This window comes from Acidisoma sp. L85, from assembly GCF_009765865.1.
Classification (GTDB): Bacteria; Pseudomonadota; Alphaproteobacteria; order Acetobacterales; family Acetobacteraceae; genus Acidisoma.
The window spans coordinates 1-18,918 of the sequence record NZ_LMUQ01000061.1; the positions used below are offsets into that span (position 1 = coordinate 1).

Sequence of the window (18,918 nt, forward strand, 5' to 3'; positions counted from 1 at the left end):
CTCCAGCAGCGGACTATCACATCGGCCATCGGCATTGGTCACGCGCCGCGCAAGGACTTCGCCGTCGCGGTTGAGATTCAGCGCCATGCCGGCAGCGGGTAGCCCTCGCGCCATATCGAGTACATGCACGGTAAGACGACGCCGAGAGTCAGTCATTCACGATGTCCTCCAGCCGGAACCGCGCAATGCGCGCGACCTCGCGAAGTGCCGTCACGTGTTCGCTTTCAGGCGACTGCGTAAGGCGTTGGCGCAGTGCCGCCTCGATTGCCTCTGGATCACGCTGGCCGCGCACGGCGATGATGAAGGGAAAACCGAAACGGTCCCGATAAGCGCGATTGAGCGCCATGAACTCCGTGGCCCGGTCACCCGCCAGCCGATCCAACCCTGCCGCTGCTTGCTCGGAGGCCGAAGCCGCCGTCAGCTTCGCTGGCTTCGCGAGTTCCGGATGTGCCCGCAGTAGTGCCACCTCGGCTTCGGTTCCGGCGGCGGCAAGGACAGCCATCATCGCGGCTTGCAAGGCATCGAGGCTCGCAAAGGGCCTTGCCTGCCAGGCGCCTAGCGCGATCCAGGGTGAGTGCTCGAAGACCCGCCCGAAGCGCTCGGTAAAGGCGCTCTCGTCGAGTGTATTGACTGTATCGAGCGTGATCTTCATTCCGGTCATACCAGGACCATCGCCCAACCCGCGCCCGGCATCAACCGAGACCATCGCGAAAGGAAGACCGCCGCATGACCATGATCCGGAACACCTACGGCAAAAGCCGCGTGCGGGTGATGCGCGTGCATCGCGATGGCCCCCATCACGGCGTTCGCGAGCTTTCCGTACAGGCGATGCTGGAGGGTGACTTCGGCCCCTCCTACACCGAAGCCGACAACCGCCTCTCGATCGCGACCGACACCGTGAAGAACCTCACCTATGTCGTCGCCCGCGAGGCGCTGGACGCGGAGGCCGAGATCTTCGGCCAAAAACTCGCGATGCGCTTCCTGGACCTCTATCCGCAGGTGGAGCGGGCGACGGTCACGATGCACGAAACCAAGTGGCGCCGGGCCTCTTTCGCGGGCCAGCCGCATGACCACAACTTTGTGCTCGACGCCAACGGCAAGCCGTTCGCCGAAGTCGCCATGACACAGGACGGCACGACCATTCGCTCCGGCATCGAAGGCTATACCTTCATGAAGTCCACGCAATCCGGCTGGGCCGATTTCCACCGCGACGCCTATACGACGCTACCGGATACGAGCGACCGGCTTTGCGCGACGGCGATGGACGCGCACTGGTCCTGGTCCGCCGCCCCAGAGAGCTATGACGACGCGAACGCGCGTATTCTCGCGACAATGCTGCAGGTCTTCGGCACAACCTATAGCCATAGCGTGCAGGATAGCCTCTATCGCATGGGCGAGGCCGCGCTGGCCGAGGTCCCTGAGCTTGCGACCATCAGCATGGCCTGTCCCAACAAGCACTATTTGCCCGTAAATCTGGCACCCTTCGGCATGACAGCCGACAATGCGGTGTTTATCCCGACGGACGAGCCGCATGGGCAGATCGAATGCGTCGTGGGGCGAGGCCAGCCGTGACTGAACACCGCCGCGTAATCTACGCCCGCGAGCCCGGCCTGACCATATTCGAGTTTCGCCGCCTCCTGGTCGAATCTGGGCTGGGATCGACACGCCCGGTTGGGGATGAGCCTCGATTGGCCGCGATGCTGACCGCCGCTGACATGATCCTCACGGCGCGGGTGGACGAACCCGGCAATGCCTTGGTGGGCGTCGCCCGCTGCATCACCGATTTCGCCTGGTGCTGCTACCTTTCGGAATTGGCGATCGCCCCTTCGGCGCAAGGCTTGGGCATCGGCAAGGGGCTGCTGGACGAAGCGCGGCGGCAACTCGGCCCCGCTGTCACCCTGATCCTCATTTCCGTGCCCGAGGCTGTGGGCTTCTATGAACGCGCCGGGATGGCGCGGGTACCCCACACATTCTGGTACCGCCGCGAGCATTGAGCGCACGAAGAACCAAAGATGCTGACCAGCTTTGCGGATGACCCGTCATGCTCGGCGAAGGCCGAGGATAACGTCGGAGAATAGTTCCCGTGACGATTGGGATCAGGCCGTAGACTACGAGACATGTGATGCGCCCCCGCCGTGCGGACTTTCGGGCTCAACCCAAAACGATTCGTCGTCCGCCAGCATCTCGATCGCGGAGCAAAGCACCATCACCGAGACGCCCGCATCCTCCAACGTGATGCTCTCCGCAGGCGTATGGCTCACACCCCCGCGACACCGCGTGAAGAGCATGCCAATGCGGCCCAGCGGACCCATCACCAAAGCATCATGCCCCGCACCGCTCTGCAAATGACACACCGGCAAGCCAAAGGCCGTGACGGCTCTGGCCAAGATCGCTTGCAAACCCGCATCGCACTGGACAGCCGGTGCTTCATAGGTTGCGCGCAATTCGACCATGACTTGGCGCGTCGCGGCAATGGCGCGAGCCGCCGTCTCGATAAGGTGCAGCGCCGCGTCCCGCACGTGATCGCGTTCAGCCCGCAGGTCGATACTCAGCACAACCTCGCCCGGAATGCTGTTTGAGGCCCCAGGACGCAGGGTCAGTTGCCCAACAGTCGCGACCAGACCGCCGCCATTCACCTGAGCCGCTTCTTCCACCGCCAGCACCAACTCGGCGGCGGCAGTCAACGCGTCACGCCGCATCGCCATCGGCACGGTGCCCGCATGACCCGCTACCCCTCGCAATGTTGCGGTCACGCGCACGGCGCCAGCGATGGCGGTGACGACACCCACAGGCAGGCCCTCGGCCTCCAGCACCGGCCCCTGCTCGATATGCAATTCGAGGTAGCCGACCACACGCCGCCCCCGTCGCGAGAGAGCCCGAATGTCGGCCGGATCGCAGCCGAACGCCTCCAGCGCCTGTCGCAGGCTGACACCTTCAGCATCGACAACATCGAGCGTCGCCAGATCGAAGCTACCCGCGACAGCGCGCGAGCCTGAGAGCGTAGCCGGGAAACGGGCGCCCTCCTCATCGCCAAAGGCAATGACCTCGACGTCGAACGGCAGCGCCGCACCGCGCCGCCGCAACTCCTCGACGGCGGCGATCGCGCCCAGCACACCAAGCGCGCCATCGTAGCGGCCGGCATCGCGAACCGTGTCGATATGGGAACCGAGGATCAGGAGCGGCCGATCCGAAACCACTCCCGCGCGGCCAACGACATTGCCGATCGCGTCGATCTCGCTTGTCAGCCCCGCCTCTTCCATCCAGCCGCGCAATTGATCGGCCGCGGCTCGATGAGCGGGAGTAAGGTAGAAGCGCGTCAGCCGACCGGGTTCGTCCGTGAACCGTGCAAGCGCATCGAGCCGCGCCATCAGCGCCGCGCCAATCTCCGCGACCCGCGCGTCCTGCACCGTCCGTTCAGCCCTCCGCAACGGCGAAGGTAATCGGCTGCGCGCCCTTCCGCAGAGTAAGCCGCCCCAAGCTGGCGAGATCCTCAAGCCCATCCGGAATGGTCAGGAAGTGGTTGCCCGCAAGCTGCCCGGCTTTGCTGGCGAAGCAGCAAGGACCATAGGCAATCAAAATCTCCGTCTCGCTCACGCCGCCGGGATAGAGAATCACATGACCCGGCGCGGGATAGCTCGTCGCATTCTCCGGCCCGAGGCCGAGATCATAATCGCCCATCGGAATCCAGCACGCCTCGCCGCTCCAGCGAACATGGATGAGGGATTCCCGATAGGGCAGCATGCCGCGAAACGCAGCGACGGTCTTAGGCGCCGCCGTCTCCTCGAAACGCGCGACGAAACTGAAATCGCCAGCCGTGATGCGGATCAAGCTCATACAAGCCGCTTCCCCGACGGGCCGACCGCCATCGCCGCCGCATCGAAGCCATCCGCCAGCCGGCCGGTCGGCTTGATGAGATCATAGGCATCGCGCGCGAGGAACTTGCCGCTGCCCGGCGCCGCCACGACCTTGCCGGATTGCATCGCAAGCTGACCGCGCAGAAATACCGCTTCGGCCCAGCCAGTGACCTCCATCCCCTCATAGGGCGTGTGGTCAATGGCATGGCCGAGCTTATCGTTGGTGATCTTGACTTTACGCGTCGGATCCCAGAGCAGGATATCGGCATCGGCGCCCGGTGCGATGCGCCCCTTGCGCGTTAGGCCAAAGATCCGTGCCGGCTGGCTCGCGACGAGCCGCACGAAATCCGTCACATCGATGCGCCCCTTCGCAACACCCTCGCTGAACAACAAGGGCAGCCGCGTTGCCAAGCCTGGAAGCCCATTGGGGATATTGGTGAAAGGCGCGTCCTCGCCATTGCTGCGTTTGCCGAGATCACCGTGATACGAAAAGCCACTATGGTCCGAGGAAACCACGTCGATCGTGCCGCGACGAATGGTATCCCACAGGCCCTCCTGCGCCTGAACATCACGCGGAGACGGGCTGCACATGTATTTCGCCCCCTCGAAGCCAGGGCGGTCCATATCGGCGGCCGTCAGCGTGAGGTATTGCGGGCAGGTCTCGGCCCAAACCTTCACGCCACGGGCCTGCGCGCGCGCGATTTCCTTCGCGACCCCTGCGGAGGAGACATGGAAAATCTGGATCGGCTGATCGACCAGCTCGGCCAAAGCGATGGCGCGATAAGTCGCTTCGCGCTCCACAATCTCTGGCCTCGACCAGGCGTGATACTTCGGCGCGGTACGGCCGTCCGCCAACAGCGCGCGAGCGCGCCAGTCGATCGCGTCGTAATTCTCGCAATGCACCGTGACCAGCGCGCCCGTGCGGCGCGCTACGGACAGCACCTGTAGATACTGTCGATCGTCAAGATGCACCGTGTCGTAAGTCAGAAAGACCTTCAGGCTGCGGATACCCGCCTCGACCAGACCGGGAATTTCCGCGAGAACCTCATCGGTCGGGTCCGAAATGATCTGGTGGAAACTGTAGTCGATGGCCGATGCCCGCGCGAGTTCCCGGTACTCGTTGAGCGTGTCGCGGATCGGCTGGCCCTTGAACTGCGTAGAGAAGGAGATAGCCGTGGTCGTGCCACCAAGAAGTGCAGCCGCGCTGCCGGTGGTGAAGCTCTCCTCATCCGTGCCGCCCTCGGGCCTTAGCTGCGCGATGTGGCAATGGGTATCCACGCCGCCCGGCATCACCAGCAGCCCGCCGGCATCGACCGACCGCTCGCCTTGAAGGTTTTCCCCAACCGCCGCGATGCGTTCGCCGATGATGCCGACATCGGCGCGATAAGCGTCTGAGGCAGTGACGACCGTGCCTCCCCGCACGACGAGATTATAATCAGCCACAGTCGGGGCATCCAAGGTGACGATCAACTCTCATGCGATGGAACCCGCCCTTGCGATGAATTGCTGCGGCCGAGAATGCGGCGCGGCCGGTGGCTGGGCAAGCTCTAGATCGCAGGCGCGGTCCGGGTTCCGGCGTCTCGCGCCCAGCATCCGGGCACAATCGACCTGCATGGCGTAGCGAAGTCAGCGCGACTCAGTCATCAGCGACACATGAGCCGCGGTAATCTTCCAGCCGCCCGCAGTGAGGATCCAGCTCTGACTCTGGCGGCCTACTTGAGTGCTGCCCGCCCGCCGGAACTCGAGATTGCAGGTGGCAAAAGCATCGCCGTAACAGGCGATCTCGCGCCTCAGCACCTTGCGCGGCGGCGAGCCGCCAACCCGGCCTCGCCGGAACGCCTGAATCTCCGCCGTGCCATAGAGATTCTCACCAACTCCATAGCGAAGGGTCATCGGCGAATCCCAGAACAGCGCGTCGAGGGTCGCGAGATCGTTCGCCATCAGGGCCGCTTCGTACTGATCACAGGCCGCCGTCACCGCCGCGAGCGTCTCGGGATCGTTGATCTTCATTTCCCCCTCGGTCATTTGGCGCGAACCACCCCGGCGCGCTCCAGGTTGTGCGCGACCCGTAGCGCCAAACCCTCCCGCCAAGGCGGCGCGATGACCTGCACGCCCAGCGGCAAGCCTTCAGTCACGACAGGCACCGTGACGATCGGCAGGCCGATGAAACTCAGCGGCTGCGTATAGAGGCCGATATTCGGCCGCGCCGGTATCTCGACGCCGTTCAGCACCATCATTGCCTGCCCGATCCGTGGGGCCGAGAACGGCGTCGCCGGCGCCAACAGAATATCGGTCTCCTCGAAGATCGCCGCGACCTGAGCGCGGAACAGGCTCCGAAAGCGCTGGGCCTGCAGCACCGCCGTCGCCGGAACCAGCGTGCCCGCCATCAGACGGTCACGTGTCGCCGGGTCAAAGTCGTCTGGCCGGCGGCGCAGATCGGGAAGATGCAGGTTGCCGCCTTCACTCGCCGTTATCACGAACGCCGCCGATCGTGCCGTCTCCGCGCCCGACAGCTCGACCTCCCTGGCGGCGCCGAGCGCTTCCGCCACACGGCCAAGCGCCGCCAGCATCTCCGCCGAAGCGCCAGACATGAACCAGCCGCCTAGCACCTTGCACCGCAGGCCATCGATCGAGGACTCAAGCTCCGCCAGGGTCGGCTCGATCGGACGGTCGGCGGAGCCGGGGTCAGCTGGATCGTGGCCTGTCTGCAAAGCGTCGTAGCAGAGCGACAGATCGGCCACCGTCCGGGCGAAGGGGCCGACATGGTCGAAACTGCCGACAAAGGGGAAGCTTCCGGCCCGCGACAGGCGACCATAGGTCGGCTTCAGACCAAAAATGCCGCAAAAGCTCGCGGGCACCCGGATCGACCCATTGGTGTCCGTGCCGAGCGAAAGCGGAACCAGCCCTGCCGCCACCGCCGCCGCTGATCCGCCCGATGATCCGCCCGCTACATGCTCCAGCGCGTGGGGATTGTGCGTCGTCCCGTCATGGGAGTTCTCGGTCACGAAGCCATAGGCGAACTCGTCCATATTGGTCGCGCCGACGAGCACCGCGCCCGCTTGCCGCATCTGGCGCACCAATGCCCCATCCGAGGTCGCCGGCGGCCGGTCGCGCAGGATGAGGGAGCCGGCGACCGTCGTGAGATCCGCGACGTCGAAAAGGTTCTTCACCGCGAATGGCACGCCCGCCAAGGGACCAGGATCACGCCCCGCTGCGACCGCCTCATCCACCGCGCGCGCATCCTTGAGCGCGCGCTGTTCGAGCACCGCCGTGAAGCAATTCAGCGCAGCATCGCGGGACGCGATTTCGGCCAAAGCGTCCCGCGCCACCGTCTCGGCGCGCAGCGTTCCGTCGCGCACCGCCTTCGCCACCGACACCGCATCGCGAACAGCCGCGCTCAAGGCCGGAACACCGGCGCGGGCTCCACGCTTTCCGAAAGGTCAAGCGCCATGAGCCGATCGATATGCTGCTGGAGGGTCTTGAGATTAATCACAACCCCCGGCGCGCAGCTTTCCGGAATGTCGAGGCCGATTCCGCGCGCCGTTTCCCGCCCATGCGCCAGCAGCGCTTCGTCGGAGGCTGGTATTGTCGATTGCATGCGGCGGCGCTCCTGCGGATGTCAAAGCCAGCGAGCCATCACTCGGGTAGGAAACGAGCGAATCATATTTCCCGCGCCGAGGCTATCGCAGACGCGTCACCAAGCCCACCACCGAGTGCTGAAACCGGTTGGCCGCCCATGATCACCGCCGCGGAAGCGCCTGCCTCGACCCCACGCGACAGGCAGCGCTCGATCGCACCACCGCCGAGATGTTCCGAGAGATACCCGGCGAGAAAAGCATCCCCCGCGCCCGTGGTATCGAGAACCTCGACAGTCGGCGCCGGTTGAGCCCAGCGATCCCGCATCAGACCTCCCGCAATCGCCCCCGCGTTCCCAAGCTTGATGACCACCAGCTCGTAGTATTTGCCCAGGATCGCAAATTGCTCCTCCCGATCGGGCGTGCCGGCGAGGAGTGCGGCCTCCTCGCTGTTGGGAAAGCAAATCGAAGCGCCTCGCGTCCAGCTCAGAAAATTCGCGGCCCCCACCTCCTCGATGAAAGACACTGAACCAGGATCGACCGTCACCTTAACCCTGCGCGCCCGCGCCCGAGCCATAAGATTGAGAACGGCGCTTCTGGGACTGGGTGTGATCAAGGCATAGCCGGAGACCTGCAGCAGATCGGCACCATCGAGTAGCGCATCAGGCAAGTCCTCGACGCAGAGTCCGTCATTCGCACCGCGATCGGTAAAGAAGCTGCGCTCACCCGTCGGGTCCACCAGAGCCACCAGGGTTCCAGTCGGCCGCACCGGATCGGCCCCTAGAAACGGAGAAATTCCCAACGCCTCCATCGCCAGCCGCTGGGCAGCGATATCACCCTCGCCGACTCTCCCGGCAAAGCTAACCGCAACACCGAAATGATTTAGCCACGCCGCCTGATTGGCGCCCGAACCTCCCGGCATCGAACGGATCGCCGCCCGCCGGTCCGAACCCACGATCAAAGGTCCTTCGGCCCTGACGATGACGTCTGTCATCACATCCCCCACGACCAAAACTCGCCGCGGAAAAGGAGCGCCTTGGGCGCCCATTCGCTAGCTCGCTCCGCCCGCACCCGAAGCTTCAGCGGCCGTGATCGCCACCAGCGCGACCGCTATCTCCGCCGCGACCGCCGCGTTGTTCTTAACGAGCGCGATATTCGCCTCGAGGCTCTTGCCATCGGTAAGCTCGAAGATGCGCTGCAACAGGAATGGCGTCAGCGCCTTGCGATTGACGCCCGAGGCCTCAGCCTGTGCGACCGCTTCGGCGATCCGCGCCTCGATTGCGGCCGCATCCAAGCCATGCCCGTGCGGGATCGGATTGGCGACCACCATTCCGCCACCCATTCCGAGCTGCCGGTTCATCGCGATCACCCCCGCGACCTCGCCTGGCGTATCGAGACGGTGATCGACCGGATAGCCACTCGTCCGCGCGAAAAACGCCGGAAACTCATCCGTGCCGTAGCCGATCACCGGAACGCCAAGACTCTCCAGCATCTCAAGCGTCTTGCCGATATCGAGGATCGACTTTGCCCCGGCGCAAACAACAGCCACCGGAATCGAGCCGAGGGCCGCCAGATCCGCTGAGACGTCGAAAGTCTCCTCAGCGCCGCGATGCACCCCACCAATCCCGCCAGTTGCAAAGACGGAAATCCCCGCCATCGCCGCGATATGCATCGTCGCCGCGACCGTGGTTCCCGCCAGCCGCCCCGTAAGCAAAAGCGCCGCGATGTCGCGCCGAGACGCCTTCGCCGCCGAATGCCCTTCCGCCGCAAGCCGCTCCAGCGCCACCGCGTCCAGGCCGACCATCAACCGGCCATCCATCATGGCGATCGTCGCCGGCAGCGCGCCATGGTCGCGCACGACCTGCTCCACCGCTCGGGCCATCACGAGGTTCTGCGGAAACGGCATGCCATGGGTGATGATCGTCGATTCCAGCGCCACGACAGGACGACCCTTGGCAAGCGCCTCGCTGACCTCCGGCGCGATCGACAGCAAGCTCTCGGCGGCCATCTCATCTCCTATCTAGGCAGCAGCGGCGCCACCGAGATAAGCGGCCTGAACGCGAGGGTCCAGCGCGAGATCGGCAGCCGCGCCATGGATCAGGATGGACCCGCTTTCGAGGACATAGGCGCGGTCCGCGATGCGTAAGGTTTGCCGCGCATTCTGCTCCACCAGCAGCACCGCCATCCCCTCGTCGCGCAACCGCTTCACGATGCCGAAGATCGACCGCACGATCAGCGGGGCGAGACCCATGGACGGCTCGTCCAGCACGAGCAGGCGCGGCTGCAAAACCAAGGCGCGAGCGATCGCCACCATCTGCTGCTCGCCGCCGGAGAGCGTCCCCGCAAGCTGCAACCGCCGCTCCGCCAGTCGCGGGAAGAGCGCATACATCGTCTCCATCCGCCGCTTCAACTCCGCCGCCTGGTCGCGGATCAGGTAGCCGCCAAGCCGCAAATTCTCCTCAACCGTGAGCGGGCTGAACAGCCTGCGCCGCTCCGGCACATGGGCCAGGCCGAGCGCCGTGATGCGATGCGCCTTGACCCCGTTGAGGCTTTCACCCCCCAGCACCACTTTTCCGCCCCGCACCGGCTCCAGCCCCGACAGCGCCCGCAGCGTGGTGGTCTTGCCCGCGCCATTGCTGCCGAGCAGCGCCACGATCTCGCCGGGCGCCACAGTCAGGTCGATGCCGTGCAGTACCTCGACCTTGCCGTAGCCGACGCGCAGCCCCTCGACGACGAGAAGGCTCATGCCACAGCCCCAAGCGCGCCGACGTCCTCGTCGTCCTCCTCGGTGCCGAGATAGGCCGCGATGACGCGGGGATTGGCCTGGATCTCCGCCGGCCGACCCTCGGCAATGACACCGCCGCGATCCATGACGATGATGCGGTCGGAGACGCCCATGACCAGCAGCATGTCGTGCTCGATCAGCAGCACCGTAGTGCCAAGATCGCGAATGCGGCGGATGAGGCCCATGAGCGACTGTTTCTCGGTCGGATTCATCCCCGCCGCCGGCTCGTCGAGCAGCAGAAGACGCGGCTGACCCGCCAGCGCCCGCGCGATCTCAAGCCGGCGCTGGTCGCCGTAAGGAAGATCGCCGGCCCGCATCCCGGCCTGATCCGCGAGACCGACGAACTCCAGCCAGTTCCGGCAGGCGGCATAGTGCCGGCCAGCCTCCCGCCGCGCGCCACTGAGCGCCAGCATCTCGGTGACCAGCGGCACTCGGTAGCGGTGATCCATGCCGACCAGCGCATTCTCGAACACCGTCATGTCGTCGAACAGCCGGATGCCCTGGAAGGTTCGCGCCAGTCCCAGCGCCACCACACGATGCGGCGCCAGCCCGACCAGCGAGGCGCCGCCCCAAAGGATCGACCCCTCGTTGGGTTGCAGCACGCCGGTCAGGCAATTGAAGACCGTGGTCTTACCGGCGCCGTTAGGTCCGATGATGCTGAGGATCTCGCCCTGCCGCACGGAAAAGCTGACATCGCTGACGGCGCGCAGCCCGCCGAAGATGCGGCTGATGCCGCGCACCTCCAGCAAAGTGCCGCGATGAGGCGCCGGTACATCCCCTGCCTCATCGGCCACCAGCGCCGACGGCTCCGCCTCGGGAACCGCATGGGCGGCTGTGGCGGAGGGCGCCGCGATGTGACGCAGCCGTGCCGGCCACAGTCCTTGGGGCCGCACGAGCATGAGCAGGATGAGCGCAATCGCGAAGGCGAATTCGCGCCACAGATGGATGAACCGCAGCGCCTCCGGCAGGCCCGCAACGATGATGGCGCCAAGAATCACACCGGGCAGGCTGCCGCGACCGCCAAGCACCACGATGATCAGGATCGTCACCGACTGCGCATAGGTGAAGGAAGTCGGGTCGATCGCCCCGAACCGCGCCGCGAAGAGGCTGCCGCCGAGGCCGCCGATGACCGCGCCCATGACATAGGCCAGCATCTTGACCCGAAGCGTCGGCACGCCCACGGCCTCGGCCGCGGACTCATCCTCGCGCAGACTGGTCCAGGCCCGGCCCAGGCGTGAGCGCCCGAGGCGAATGACGAAGACCAGCACGACGACCAGGAACGCGATCCCCAGCTCGTACACCGCTTTGGGCGATGTTATGTCATGCCCGAATAGCCGCGCGGGATTGATGCCGTACAGCCCGTTGGGGCCACCGGTAATGTCGAGGTTGGTCGCGATGATCCTTACGATCTCCCCGAACCCCAGAGTCACGATCGCCAGATAGTCGCTGCGCAGCCGGAGCGTCGGGAATCCGATGATGACGCCGGAGACTCCCGCCAGCAGCATGCTGAAAGGAATCGTCTCCCAAAAATTCAGATGCAGCAGCGTCTCCAGCAGCGCCGTCGTGTAGGCACCGATGGCGAAAAACGCCGCATAGCCGAGATCGAGCAGCCCCGCGTAGCCCACAACGATATTGAGCCCGAGCGCCAGGATCGCATAAGTCACGACCGTCAGCCCGACATCGATGACGTAATTGCTCGACACCAGCGGCAAAGCCGCCGCCAAAACGAGCGCGCCAATGACGAGTGGCGCTACCGGAAAACGGGCGGCCGCCGCCACCTACATCCGCTCCACGACGCGCTCGCCAAAGAGCCCGGTGGGCTTGATGACGAGCGTGCCGATGAGCACCGCGAAAACGATAACGTCGGTCCAGCGCGACGAAACATAACCGGCGCTGAATGCCTCCAGCAGGCCGATGATCAACCCGCCCGCCATGGCGCCTGGAATATTGCCGATACCGCCTAAAACCGCAGCGGTGAAGGCGCGCAGGCCGACGATGAAGCCCATGAAGAAGTTGATTTCGGTGTAGTACAGCCCCTCCATCACACCGGCCACCGCAGCGAGCGCCGAGCCCACGAAGAAGGTCGTCTGGATGACGCGCTCGACATCGATGCCCATCAGCCGCGCCGCATCCCGGTCCACCGCGAGGGCGCGCATCGCGGTGCCCATGAAGGTGCGATGCACAAACAGATAAAGTGCCGCCATCAGCGCCAGGCTGCAAAAGATGATGCCGATCTGGACGTAGCTGATCTGCGCGCCACCAATCACGAAACCCGCGGTACTGACGAGATGCGGATAAGTCTCGAAGCCCGGCCCATAGATCAGCAACACGCCATTTTCCAGCGCGAGAGACACGCCGAGAGCCGTGATCAGAATCGACAGGCGCGGTGCCGACAGCAATGGCTGATACGCGAAACGCTCGATGACGACACCAATTCCGCCGGTCAGCGCCATCGCCAGCAACACCGCCAGCAGCAAAGCGATGCCCCAGGGCATGTGCATCGCCGCCAGGGCTGACAGCACTGTCCAGCCCAAGAAGGCGCCAACCATGAAGATGTCGCCATGGGCGAAGTTGATGAGCCGCACGATGCCGTAGACCATCGTGTAGCCCAGAGCGATCAGCGCATAGAACGAACCGGTCGTAAGCCCCGCGACCAGAAGTTGGAGAAATTCGCTCATGATGCGACGCCGCCGGGACCGCGTCGCATCAATGCGTTCTTACTGCACCGCGACCCATTTTCCATCGGCATCAAGCTTCTGGCCGGCGACGAACTCACCGTTCTTGACGTCGATGGTGATATAGACGGCGGTCGCGCGGTCACCCTTCTCGTTGAAGGTGATGTTGCCGGTGATGCCCGGAAAGTCCTTGATCTTGTGCAGCGCCGCTGTGATCGCCGCCGGATCGACCGACTTCGCATCAGCGATCGCCTGAGCGATCACCGCCACCGCGTCATATTCGTAAACCGAGTAAGGACCCGGCGCCTTGCCATAGGCCTTGGTGTAGTTGGTCACGTAATCCTTCGCCCCGCTCAGGAACTGCGGCAGCGGAGCGGTGGTCGAGGTCCAGCCCTCGGCGCCGGGTCCGGCCGTCTTGATCAAGGTCGGGTCATTGGTGGCGTCGCCACCCATCATCTTGGCTTTGATATGGAGCGCCGCCGCCTGCTTCGCGATCAGCCCGGCTTCCGCGAAGTAACCGGTATAGTCGATCACATCGGGGTGTAGTGAAGCGACATGCGACAAGACGGCGGAGTAGTCCATCTGCCCAGGCGTGATGGCATCGTAATAGACGACGTTCACGCCGTCCTTCTTCAGCGCCTCAACAGTATTGTCGGCCAAACCCTTGGAATAGGTGGTGTTGTCGTCGATGACCGCGGCGGTTTTCGCGTGCAGGTAATTGGCAATGTAATTCGCGGCGAAAGGCCCCTGCTCGTCATCGCGCCCGATCGTGCGGAAAACGGTGTCGAGACCCAGTTCGGTCAGCTTCGGATTGGTCGCACCATCCAGCACGTAGGCAATGCCCGCACGATGCAGCGCCGTCACCTCTGGCAGCGCCGCGCCGGAGCAGTAGGAACCGGCAACCGCGACAACGCCGTCATCAGCGATCTTCTGCGCCGCCTGCGCGCCCATTTGCGCGTCACACCCGTCATCCTCAGGCACCAAAACGATCTGCCGGCCCAGCACGCCGCCAGCCGCATTGATCTTGGCCGCGGCCACCTTGCCGCCATCGACGATATCGATGCCCGCCGCGGCATAGCTGCCCGAGAGCGGCGCCGTGACGCCGATCTTGATGGGATCCGCGGCAAAAGCCGCCGTCGCTCCTCCGGCCAGCATCAGGGGGAGCGCGGCGTAGAGGATCGGTTTGATCATTGCATTCTCCGTAACGAGGGGCGGATATCTTGGCAGCTACCGGTCGGTCTTAGTCCCGCCCCGGCACGAGATGCAATCGGTAGGCCAACAGTTCCCGCCAGGCTGGCAAAGGCGCATCCAGCGCGTGTGGAACCCGCTTCGACCTCGCCTTGATCGGGCGAGGCTGGTTAACATCCAAATCCTTATAAGAAGTAAATGAGAGGGCGATCACCCGCGCCCTACCGGGAAGCCAGTAACGCCCCTGGCCTGATGGCCCGGGGCGTCCTGATCGCGGCCGCCCGAAGACGGCCGCCGTGAGTTAGTTTAGCTCGCCTGGCCGAGTGCCTTCTCAGCCTCCGCCGCGTTCTCTTTCGTCACGAGCACCGACGGGACAAAGGTATAGGGCGGCAGGTCATGGTTGCCGGCGAGGTAGCGAGCGGCATTATCCACCGCCGTCTTGCCGATCAGATAGGGTTGCTGAGCCGCCACGGCGGAAGCCGGCGATGCCGGATCCTTCACCATCTTCACCACGTCCGGGCTGCCATCCACGCCATAGGTCCGCACCTCTGGCCGCTTCGCCGCGACAATCGCCTGGGTCGCGCCAACCTGGGGCACATCCCAAGCCGACCACACCGCCGCGATATCGCCCTTGTTGGGATATTTCGAGAGCATGTCGGTGACCTGGCTATAGGCGTTCTGCACGGTATTGGGGATCACGTCCCGCAATTCCGGCGTGATGATCTTGATGTCTGGGAATGCCTTCAGCACCAGCTTCAACTCGTCATAGCGAATGGCGCAGACCGGCACGCTGTAGAAGCCGTTGAAGACGAGGATATTGCCCTTGCCGTGAATGTCGCTCGCCAATTGCAGAGCCAGCTTCTCGCCGATGCCGAAATTGTCGGAGGTCGTATCGTTGATGCTATGCGGCGAGATCGTATCGACGGTGAACAGCGGAATACCCGCGTCACGAACCTTCTTGAGCCAAGGCTGCAGCACCGGCCCATTGCCAAGCTGCTCGATGATGACATCGGGCTTCTGCGCGATCAGGGTTTGGATCTGGCTAATCTGGCGACTGTCATTGCGCCCGCCATCGAGAGCGATCGCGGTACCGCCAAGCCGCTTCACCTCATCCATCTGGCCCTGATAGGCTTTCAGGTCCCAATAATGCTCCGTGCCGATCACGGTGATGCCGATGCGCTTGCCCTTCAGGCTTGGCACATCATCCGCATAGGCGGTGGTCGCGGCAAATCCGAAGGCAAAAACAAGTCCGGCGAGAATCCGAGCTTTGAACGACATGACGAGGGTCTCCGATTGATTGATTTGTTATTTCAGTCCGCGGCCTGAAGACGCCGCGTGGCGAAGCTCGCGCCGAGCACCGCGAAGACCAGCAGGCCGATCGCGACCTGCTGCCAATAGAAATTCCAACCGATCAGCAGCAAACCGTTATGCAGCATGCCAAAGAGGAAAACCCCGATCAGCGTCCCGAGAACATTCGGCTTCGCCTCCCGGCTGATGGTGGTGCCCACGAAAACGGCACCGATCGCATCAAGCAGAAAAGCGTTGCCCGAGAGCGGCACATAGGACTTCACGGTCGCCGCCAGCAGCAGTCCGGAGACGCCGCAGAGCAGCGCCGAAAGCAGATAGACCAGCCACGTGGCACGCCTTACGGGCAAGCCCGAATAGCGCGCCACCTGCGGCGCCGCGCCGATCGCCCGGACGTGTCGCCCAAAAGGCGTGCGCCCCAGCAGCACCTGCACCACGATCACCGCCGCCAGCACGATCCATAGCGGCGCCGGCACACCCAGCGCTGTGCCATGAGCTAACGCGTCCAAACCGGCCGCGGGGAAGTTGGATACAAGATAAATCGGCGTGCCGCCATTGGTCGCCAATTGCTGCACGCTCTCGCCCACGAACAGCACGCCGAGCGTCGCCAGAAACGGACTAATGCCCAACACGGTGATCAGCGCCGCATCGACAACGCCCACCATGAGCGCACCGCCGAGCCCCACCGCGAGACTAAGCGCCAGCCCATGGCCGAGAGACATCAATGTCACCGCGACCATCGCCGCGATATCCGCCGATGTGCCAACCGAGAGGTCGATCCCTCCCGCCGACACCACCAGCGTCATGCCGAGCGCCACAATCGCGGGAAGGGTGAAGTTGTTCACCAGGATATGCAGCAGGTTTCCCGGCGTCCTGAAGGTCGGCGAGGCCACGGCGAAGATGACGAAAAGCAGGATCAGCGCGGTAGGCGTCACCCAGCGCACCAATTGCGTGACGCGGAAGCGTGGGGCGGCGATACTGGCTGACAACTCACACCTCTCCCGAGCGGCGCGACACGGACCGAACCGCCACGACGAGCAGGATCAAAACGCCTTGCACTCCATTCACCCAGTAGCTCGACACGTTGAGAAGCTGGAAACCGTTGATGAGGCAGCCGATAAACAACACGCTCAGGATCGTGCCGCCGATCGAGGGCAGCAGCCGGCGCGAAAACACCGCGCTCATCAGGCTCGTCAGCACAACGGAGAGAAGAATATCGCCCGAACCCGGCGAACTGCCGGAAAGCCGCGCCGCCTGCACAATGGCTGCCAGCGCCACCAGCAGACCCGCCGACACATAGCTCAGCGCAAGATAAAGCGGCACGCGCAACCCGGCCGACCGCGCTGCTTGCACCGACCCGCCGACCGCCTGAAGCCGCAATCCCCAAGGCGTCGCATGCACCACGACCAGCAGCAGCAGCGCCGTGCCCAGGAAAGTCCAATCGGTCAGCGAAAAGCCCAGCGGCGTGGCACCCGCGATATAGGCGAGCAGCGGGGAATTAGCCGTCAGCACCGTATTCTGTGTGAGCACCAGTTCCAGCCCGGCGCAGATATTCATTACCGCCAAGGTCGCCAGCAACGGCAGAATACCGAGCCCGACAACCGCAAAAGCGTTGACGAGCCCAACTGAAGCCCCCGCCGCAAAAGTCAGCACCGTCGCGGTCGCATCCCCCAAGCCGGCATTGACGGCCACCGTAAAGACCGCCGCGCAAAGGCCGAGATTGGCACCGAGCGAAAGGTCGATCCCGCCACGGATAACGTCACCTCCGCCACCGATGATGACGATGCTCATGCCGAAGGCGAGCAGCGCCAGCACCGTCGATTGCTCGACCACATTGGTCAGATTGCCGCGCGTGAGAAAGCCGGGCGCCGCGATCGCGAAGACAACAAAGACGATGAGCAGAGCGCCGATGGCGGCAAAGCGAACGAAGCCCCCCCGCCGGTTTCTTTTCAGCGGCGGCACCTCAGCCTCGGCATCCTCGGTCGCGAGAGCGACGCCGAGACGCTGATCGATCGCCCCGTCCATCAGGCGGCCTTGTCGAGCGGTGCCAGCGCTCCCGTCGCGGCGGCCAGGATCTCGTCGGCGGTCGTTTCCGCAGGGACAAGCCGCCGCACGATCCGCCCGCGATACATCACCAGTACGCGGTCGCAGATACCCTGCAACTCCATGAGATCGGAGGAGAGGATCAGAACAGCAGCCCCCTGCGCGACTAGATCGCCCAGCAGCCGGTAAATCTCGACCTTCGCCGCGACATCGATCGCAACCGTCGGCTCGTCCAGGATATAGATATCAGACTTGGCGCTCAGCCATTTGGCGAGCACGACCTTCTGCTGATTGCCGCCACTGAGGTCGCGCAGCCGCGCATCCGGCCCAGGCGTCTTAATCCCCAGCCGCTCGATCAGGCTCATCACCTGCCCCCGCTCCCGCCGCGTATCGATCAGACCGAAGCGCGTCAGCCCGCGCAGGCTGGCGAGCGTCATGTTCTCGCGCACCGAGATGTCGAGCGCCACACCCTGATGCCGCCGATCCTCCGGCACCAGCCCGAGCCGCCGTGCGATAGCCCGCCCCGGCGAGCCAATCCTGGCCGGCTTTCCGCCGATCAGGATCTGTCCGCGATCATGGCGCGTAAGGCCGAAAGCCGTCTGCAAAACCTCCTTCGCACCTGAGCCCACAAGGCCCGTCAGGCCAAGGATCTCGCCTGCATGCAGCGTGAACGTGACATCCTCATAAGCGCCCGCCTTGCCGAGCGATTGCAGCGTCAGCGCGGCTTTGCCACAGGGTATCACCTGTTTGGGAAACATCTCGTGGATGTCGCGGTTGATCATGAGGGACACGATCTCCGCCATAGGCGTCGTGCGCGGATCGACCGTCGCGACATCCCGCCCATTGCGAAGGATCGTCACCACATCGCAGAGATCACGAACCTCTTCGAGGTAATGCGAGATATACACGATCGAGGTGCCTTCATCACGCAGCCCCCGGATGATGTCGAAAAGCCGATTGGCCTCCCGCCGCACCAGCGCCGCCGTGGGCTCATCGAAAACCAGCACGCGCGGCTTGTTCAGAAGCGCGCGGGTGATCTGCACGATCTGCCGCTGCGCCGCGCTCAATTCGCTGATCAGCATATTGCCCGAAAGCGAGACTCCGAAGGTCTCCCGGACGATCGCCTCGGCGCGGCGACGCATGGAGAACGGCGCCAGCAGCGGACCATGGCGCAACTCGTTGCCCAGGAACAAGGCTTCCGCCACCGTCAGGCCGGGCACCAGAAGCGCTTCCTGGTGGATGATATGGACCCCGAGTTCTTCCACCAGACGCGGTGTGACGCTGCGGGGTTCCTCGCCATGGATCAGGATGCGGCCGGCATCGAGCTGGTAGAGACCGCCGAGGATCTTGATGATCGTCGATTTCCCCGCGCCGTTCTGCCCGATCAGCCCATGAATGGTGCCACGCCGCACAACCAGGCTCGCCCCATCCAGCGCGCGCGTCGCGCCGAAAGACTTGACGATATCGCGCAGCGCGAGCGCCTCCTCCGTCAT

General features: G+C 64.4%; 20 protein-coding genes. 2 read left to right on the plus strand and 18 right to left on the minus strand.

Features of this window, described 5'->3' with window-relative positions; all coding sequences use genetic code 11:
• Together GSQ83_RS30905 and uraD are read right to left on the minus strand one after the other, a co-directional pair.
• The coding region (locus GSQ83_RS30905) for a hydroxyisourate hydrolase (protein WP_174246686.1) at positions 1 to 156 on the minus strand (156 nt) is incomplete at its 3' end.
• Entirely contained in the window at positions 149 to 652 is a 504-nt protein-coding gene (gene uraD, locus GSQ83_RS18455; protein ID WP_174246687.1) for a 2-oxo-4-hydroxy-4-carboxy-5-ureidoimidazoline decarboxylase, read from the minus strand. The genes uraD and GSQ83_RS30905, both read right to left, overlap by 8 nt.
• A 74-nt stretch (positions 653 to 726) precedes the next feature.
• Between uraD and pucL the strand changes: the two genes are divergently transcribed.
• Complete coding sequence (gene pucL, locus GSQ83_RS18460; protein WP_158804364.1) at positions 727 to 1,572, plus strand: factor-independent urate hydroxylase; 846 nt, start codon at positions 727 to 729, stop codon at positions 1,570 to 1,572.
• Positions 1,569 to 1,994 carry a GNAT family N-acetyltransferase gene (locus GSQ83_RS18465; RefSeq protein ID WP_158804365.1) on the plus strand — a complete coding sequence of 142 codons (426 nt, stop codon included), beginning with the start codon at positions 1,569 to 1,571 and terminating at the stop codon, positions 1,992 to 1,994. The genes pucL and GSQ83_RS18465 overlap by 4 nt, the downstream gene beginning before the upstream one ends.
• A gap of 114 nt (positions 1,995 to 2,108) precedes the next feature.
• Here the strand turns inward: GSQ83_RS18465 and GSQ83_RS18470 are convergent, their stop codons facing one another.
• The 16 genes from GSQ83_RS18470 to GSQ83_RS18545 all read right to left on the minus strand — a co-directional run bounded on the left by GSQ83_RS18470 (position 2,109) and on the right by GSQ83_RS18545 (position 18,918).
• Entirely contained in the window at positions 2,109 to 3,407 is a 1,299-nt protein-coding gene (locus GSQ83_RS18470; protein WP_254065778.1) for an allantoate amidohydrolase, read from the minus strand.
• Positions 3,408 to 3,414: 7 nt separating this feature from the next.
• Complete coding sequence (locus GSQ83_RS18475; RefSeq protein WP_158804367.1) at positions 3,415 to 3,834, minus strand: DUF3830 family protein; 420 nt, start codon at positions 3,832 to 3,834, stop codon at positions 3,415 to 3,417.
• Positions 3,831 to 5,297: a dihydropyrimidinase gene (gene hydA / locus GSQ83_RS18480; protein WP_158804368.1), complete on the minus strand. Its 1,467-nt coding sequence runs from the start codon at positions 5,295 to 5,297 to the stop codon at positions 3,831 to 3,833. The genes GSQ83_RS18475 and hydA overlap by 4 nt, the downstream gene beginning before the upstream one ends.
• A 183-nt stretch (positions 5,298 to 5,480) precedes the next feature.
• Positions 5,481 to 5,864 (minus strand): oxalurate catabolism protein HpxZ, encoded by a 384-nt coding sequence (hpxZ, locus tag GSQ83_RS18485; protein ID WP_158804369.1) that lies wholly within the window; start codon positions 5,862 to 5,864, stop codon positions 5,481 to 5,483.
• An 11-nt stretch (positions 5,865 to 5,875) separates the two neighbouring features.
• Positions 5,876 to 7,255 carry an AtzE family amidohydrolase gene (locus GSQ83_RS18490; protein ID WP_158804370.1) on the minus strand — a complete coding sequence of 460 codons (1,380 nt, stop codon included), beginning with the start codon at positions 7,253 to 7,255 and terminating at the stop codon, positions 5,876 to 5,878.
• Positions 7,252 to 7,452, minus strand: a complete 201-nt coding sequence (locus GSQ83_RS18495; RefSeq protein WP_158804371.1) for a DUF4089 domain-containing protein — start codon at positions 7,450 to 7,452, stop codon at positions 7,252 to 7,254. Before GSQ83_RS18495 ends, GSQ83_RS18490 begins: the two co-directional genes overlap by 4 nt.
• Positions 7,453 to 7,514: 62 nt before the next feature.
• Positions 7,515 to 8,477, minus strand: coding sequence for a carbohydrate kinase family protein (locus GSQ83_RS18500; protein ID WP_158804372.1), 963 nt, complete (start codon positions 8,475 to 8,477; stop codon positions 7,515 to 7,517).
• A gap of 3 nt (positions 8,478 to 8,480) precedes the next feature.
• The gene (locus GSQ83_RS18505; RefSeq protein ID WP_158804373.1) at positions 8,481 to 9,437 is read right to left on the minus strand and encodes a pseudouridine-5'-phosphate glycosidase; all 957 of its coding nucleotides are present in this window, start codon (positions 9,435 to 9,437) and stop codon (positions 8,481 to 8,483) included.
• Positions 9,438 to 9,449: 12 nt separating this feature from the next.
• On the minus strand, positions 9,450 to 10,175 hold the full coding sequence (locus GSQ83_RS18510) for an ABC transporter ATP-binding protein (protein ID WP_158804374.1): 726 nt from the start codon (positions 10,173 to 10,175) through the stop codon (positions 9,450 to 9,452).
• Positions 10,172 to 11,992, minus strand: coding sequence for an ABC transporter permease subunit (locus GSQ83_RS18515; protein ID WP_158804375.1), 1,821 nt, complete (start codon positions 11,990 to 11,992; stop codon positions 10,172 to 10,174). Before GSQ83_RS18515 ends, GSQ83_RS18510 begins: the two co-directional genes overlap by 4 nt.
• Entirely contained in the window at positions 11,993 to 12,892 is a 900-nt protein-coding gene (locus GSQ83_RS18520) for a branched-chain amino acid ABC transporter permease (protein WP_158804376.1), read from the minus strand.
• A gap of 39 nt (positions 12,893 to 12,931) precedes the next feature.
• Positions 12,932 to 14,080 carry a branched-chain amino acid ABC transporter substrate-binding protein gene (locus tag GSQ83_RS18525; protein WP_158804377.1) on the minus strand — a complete coding sequence of 383 codons (1,149 nt, stop codon included), beginning with the start codon at positions 14,078 to 14,080 and terminating at the stop codon, positions 12,932 to 12,934.
• A 303-nt stretch (positions 14,081 to 14,383) separates the two neighbouring features.
• On the minus strand, positions 14,384 to 15,355 hold the full coding sequence (locus GSQ83_RS18530; RefSeq protein WP_158804378.1) for a sugar ABC transporter substrate-binding protein: 972 nt from the start codon (positions 15,353 to 15,355) through the stop codon (positions 14,384 to 14,386).
• A gap of 32 nt (positions 15,356 to 15,387) precedes the next feature.
• Positions 15,388 to 16,371 carry an ABC transporter permease gene (locus GSQ83_RS18535; RefSeq protein WP_158804379.1) on the minus strand — a complete coding sequence of 328 codons (984 nt, stop codon included), beginning with the start codon at positions 16,369 to 16,371 and terminating at the stop codon, positions 15,388 to 15,390.
• A gap of 1 nt (position 16,372) precedes the next feature.
• Positions 16,373 to 17,407 (minus strand): ABC transporter permease, encoded by a 1,035-nt coding sequence (locus GSQ83_RS18540; protein ID WP_158804380.1) that lies wholly within the window; start codon positions 17,405 to 17,407, stop codon positions 16,373 to 16,375.
• Positions 17,407 to 18,918: a sugar ABC transporter ATP-binding protein gene (locus GSQ83_RS18545; RefSeq protein WP_158804381.1), complete on the minus strand. Its 1,512-nt coding sequence runs from the start codon at positions 18,916 to 18,918 to the stop codon at positions 17,407 to 17,409. The genes GSQ83_RS18540 and GSQ83_RS18545 overlap by 1 nt, the downstream gene beginning before the upstream one ends.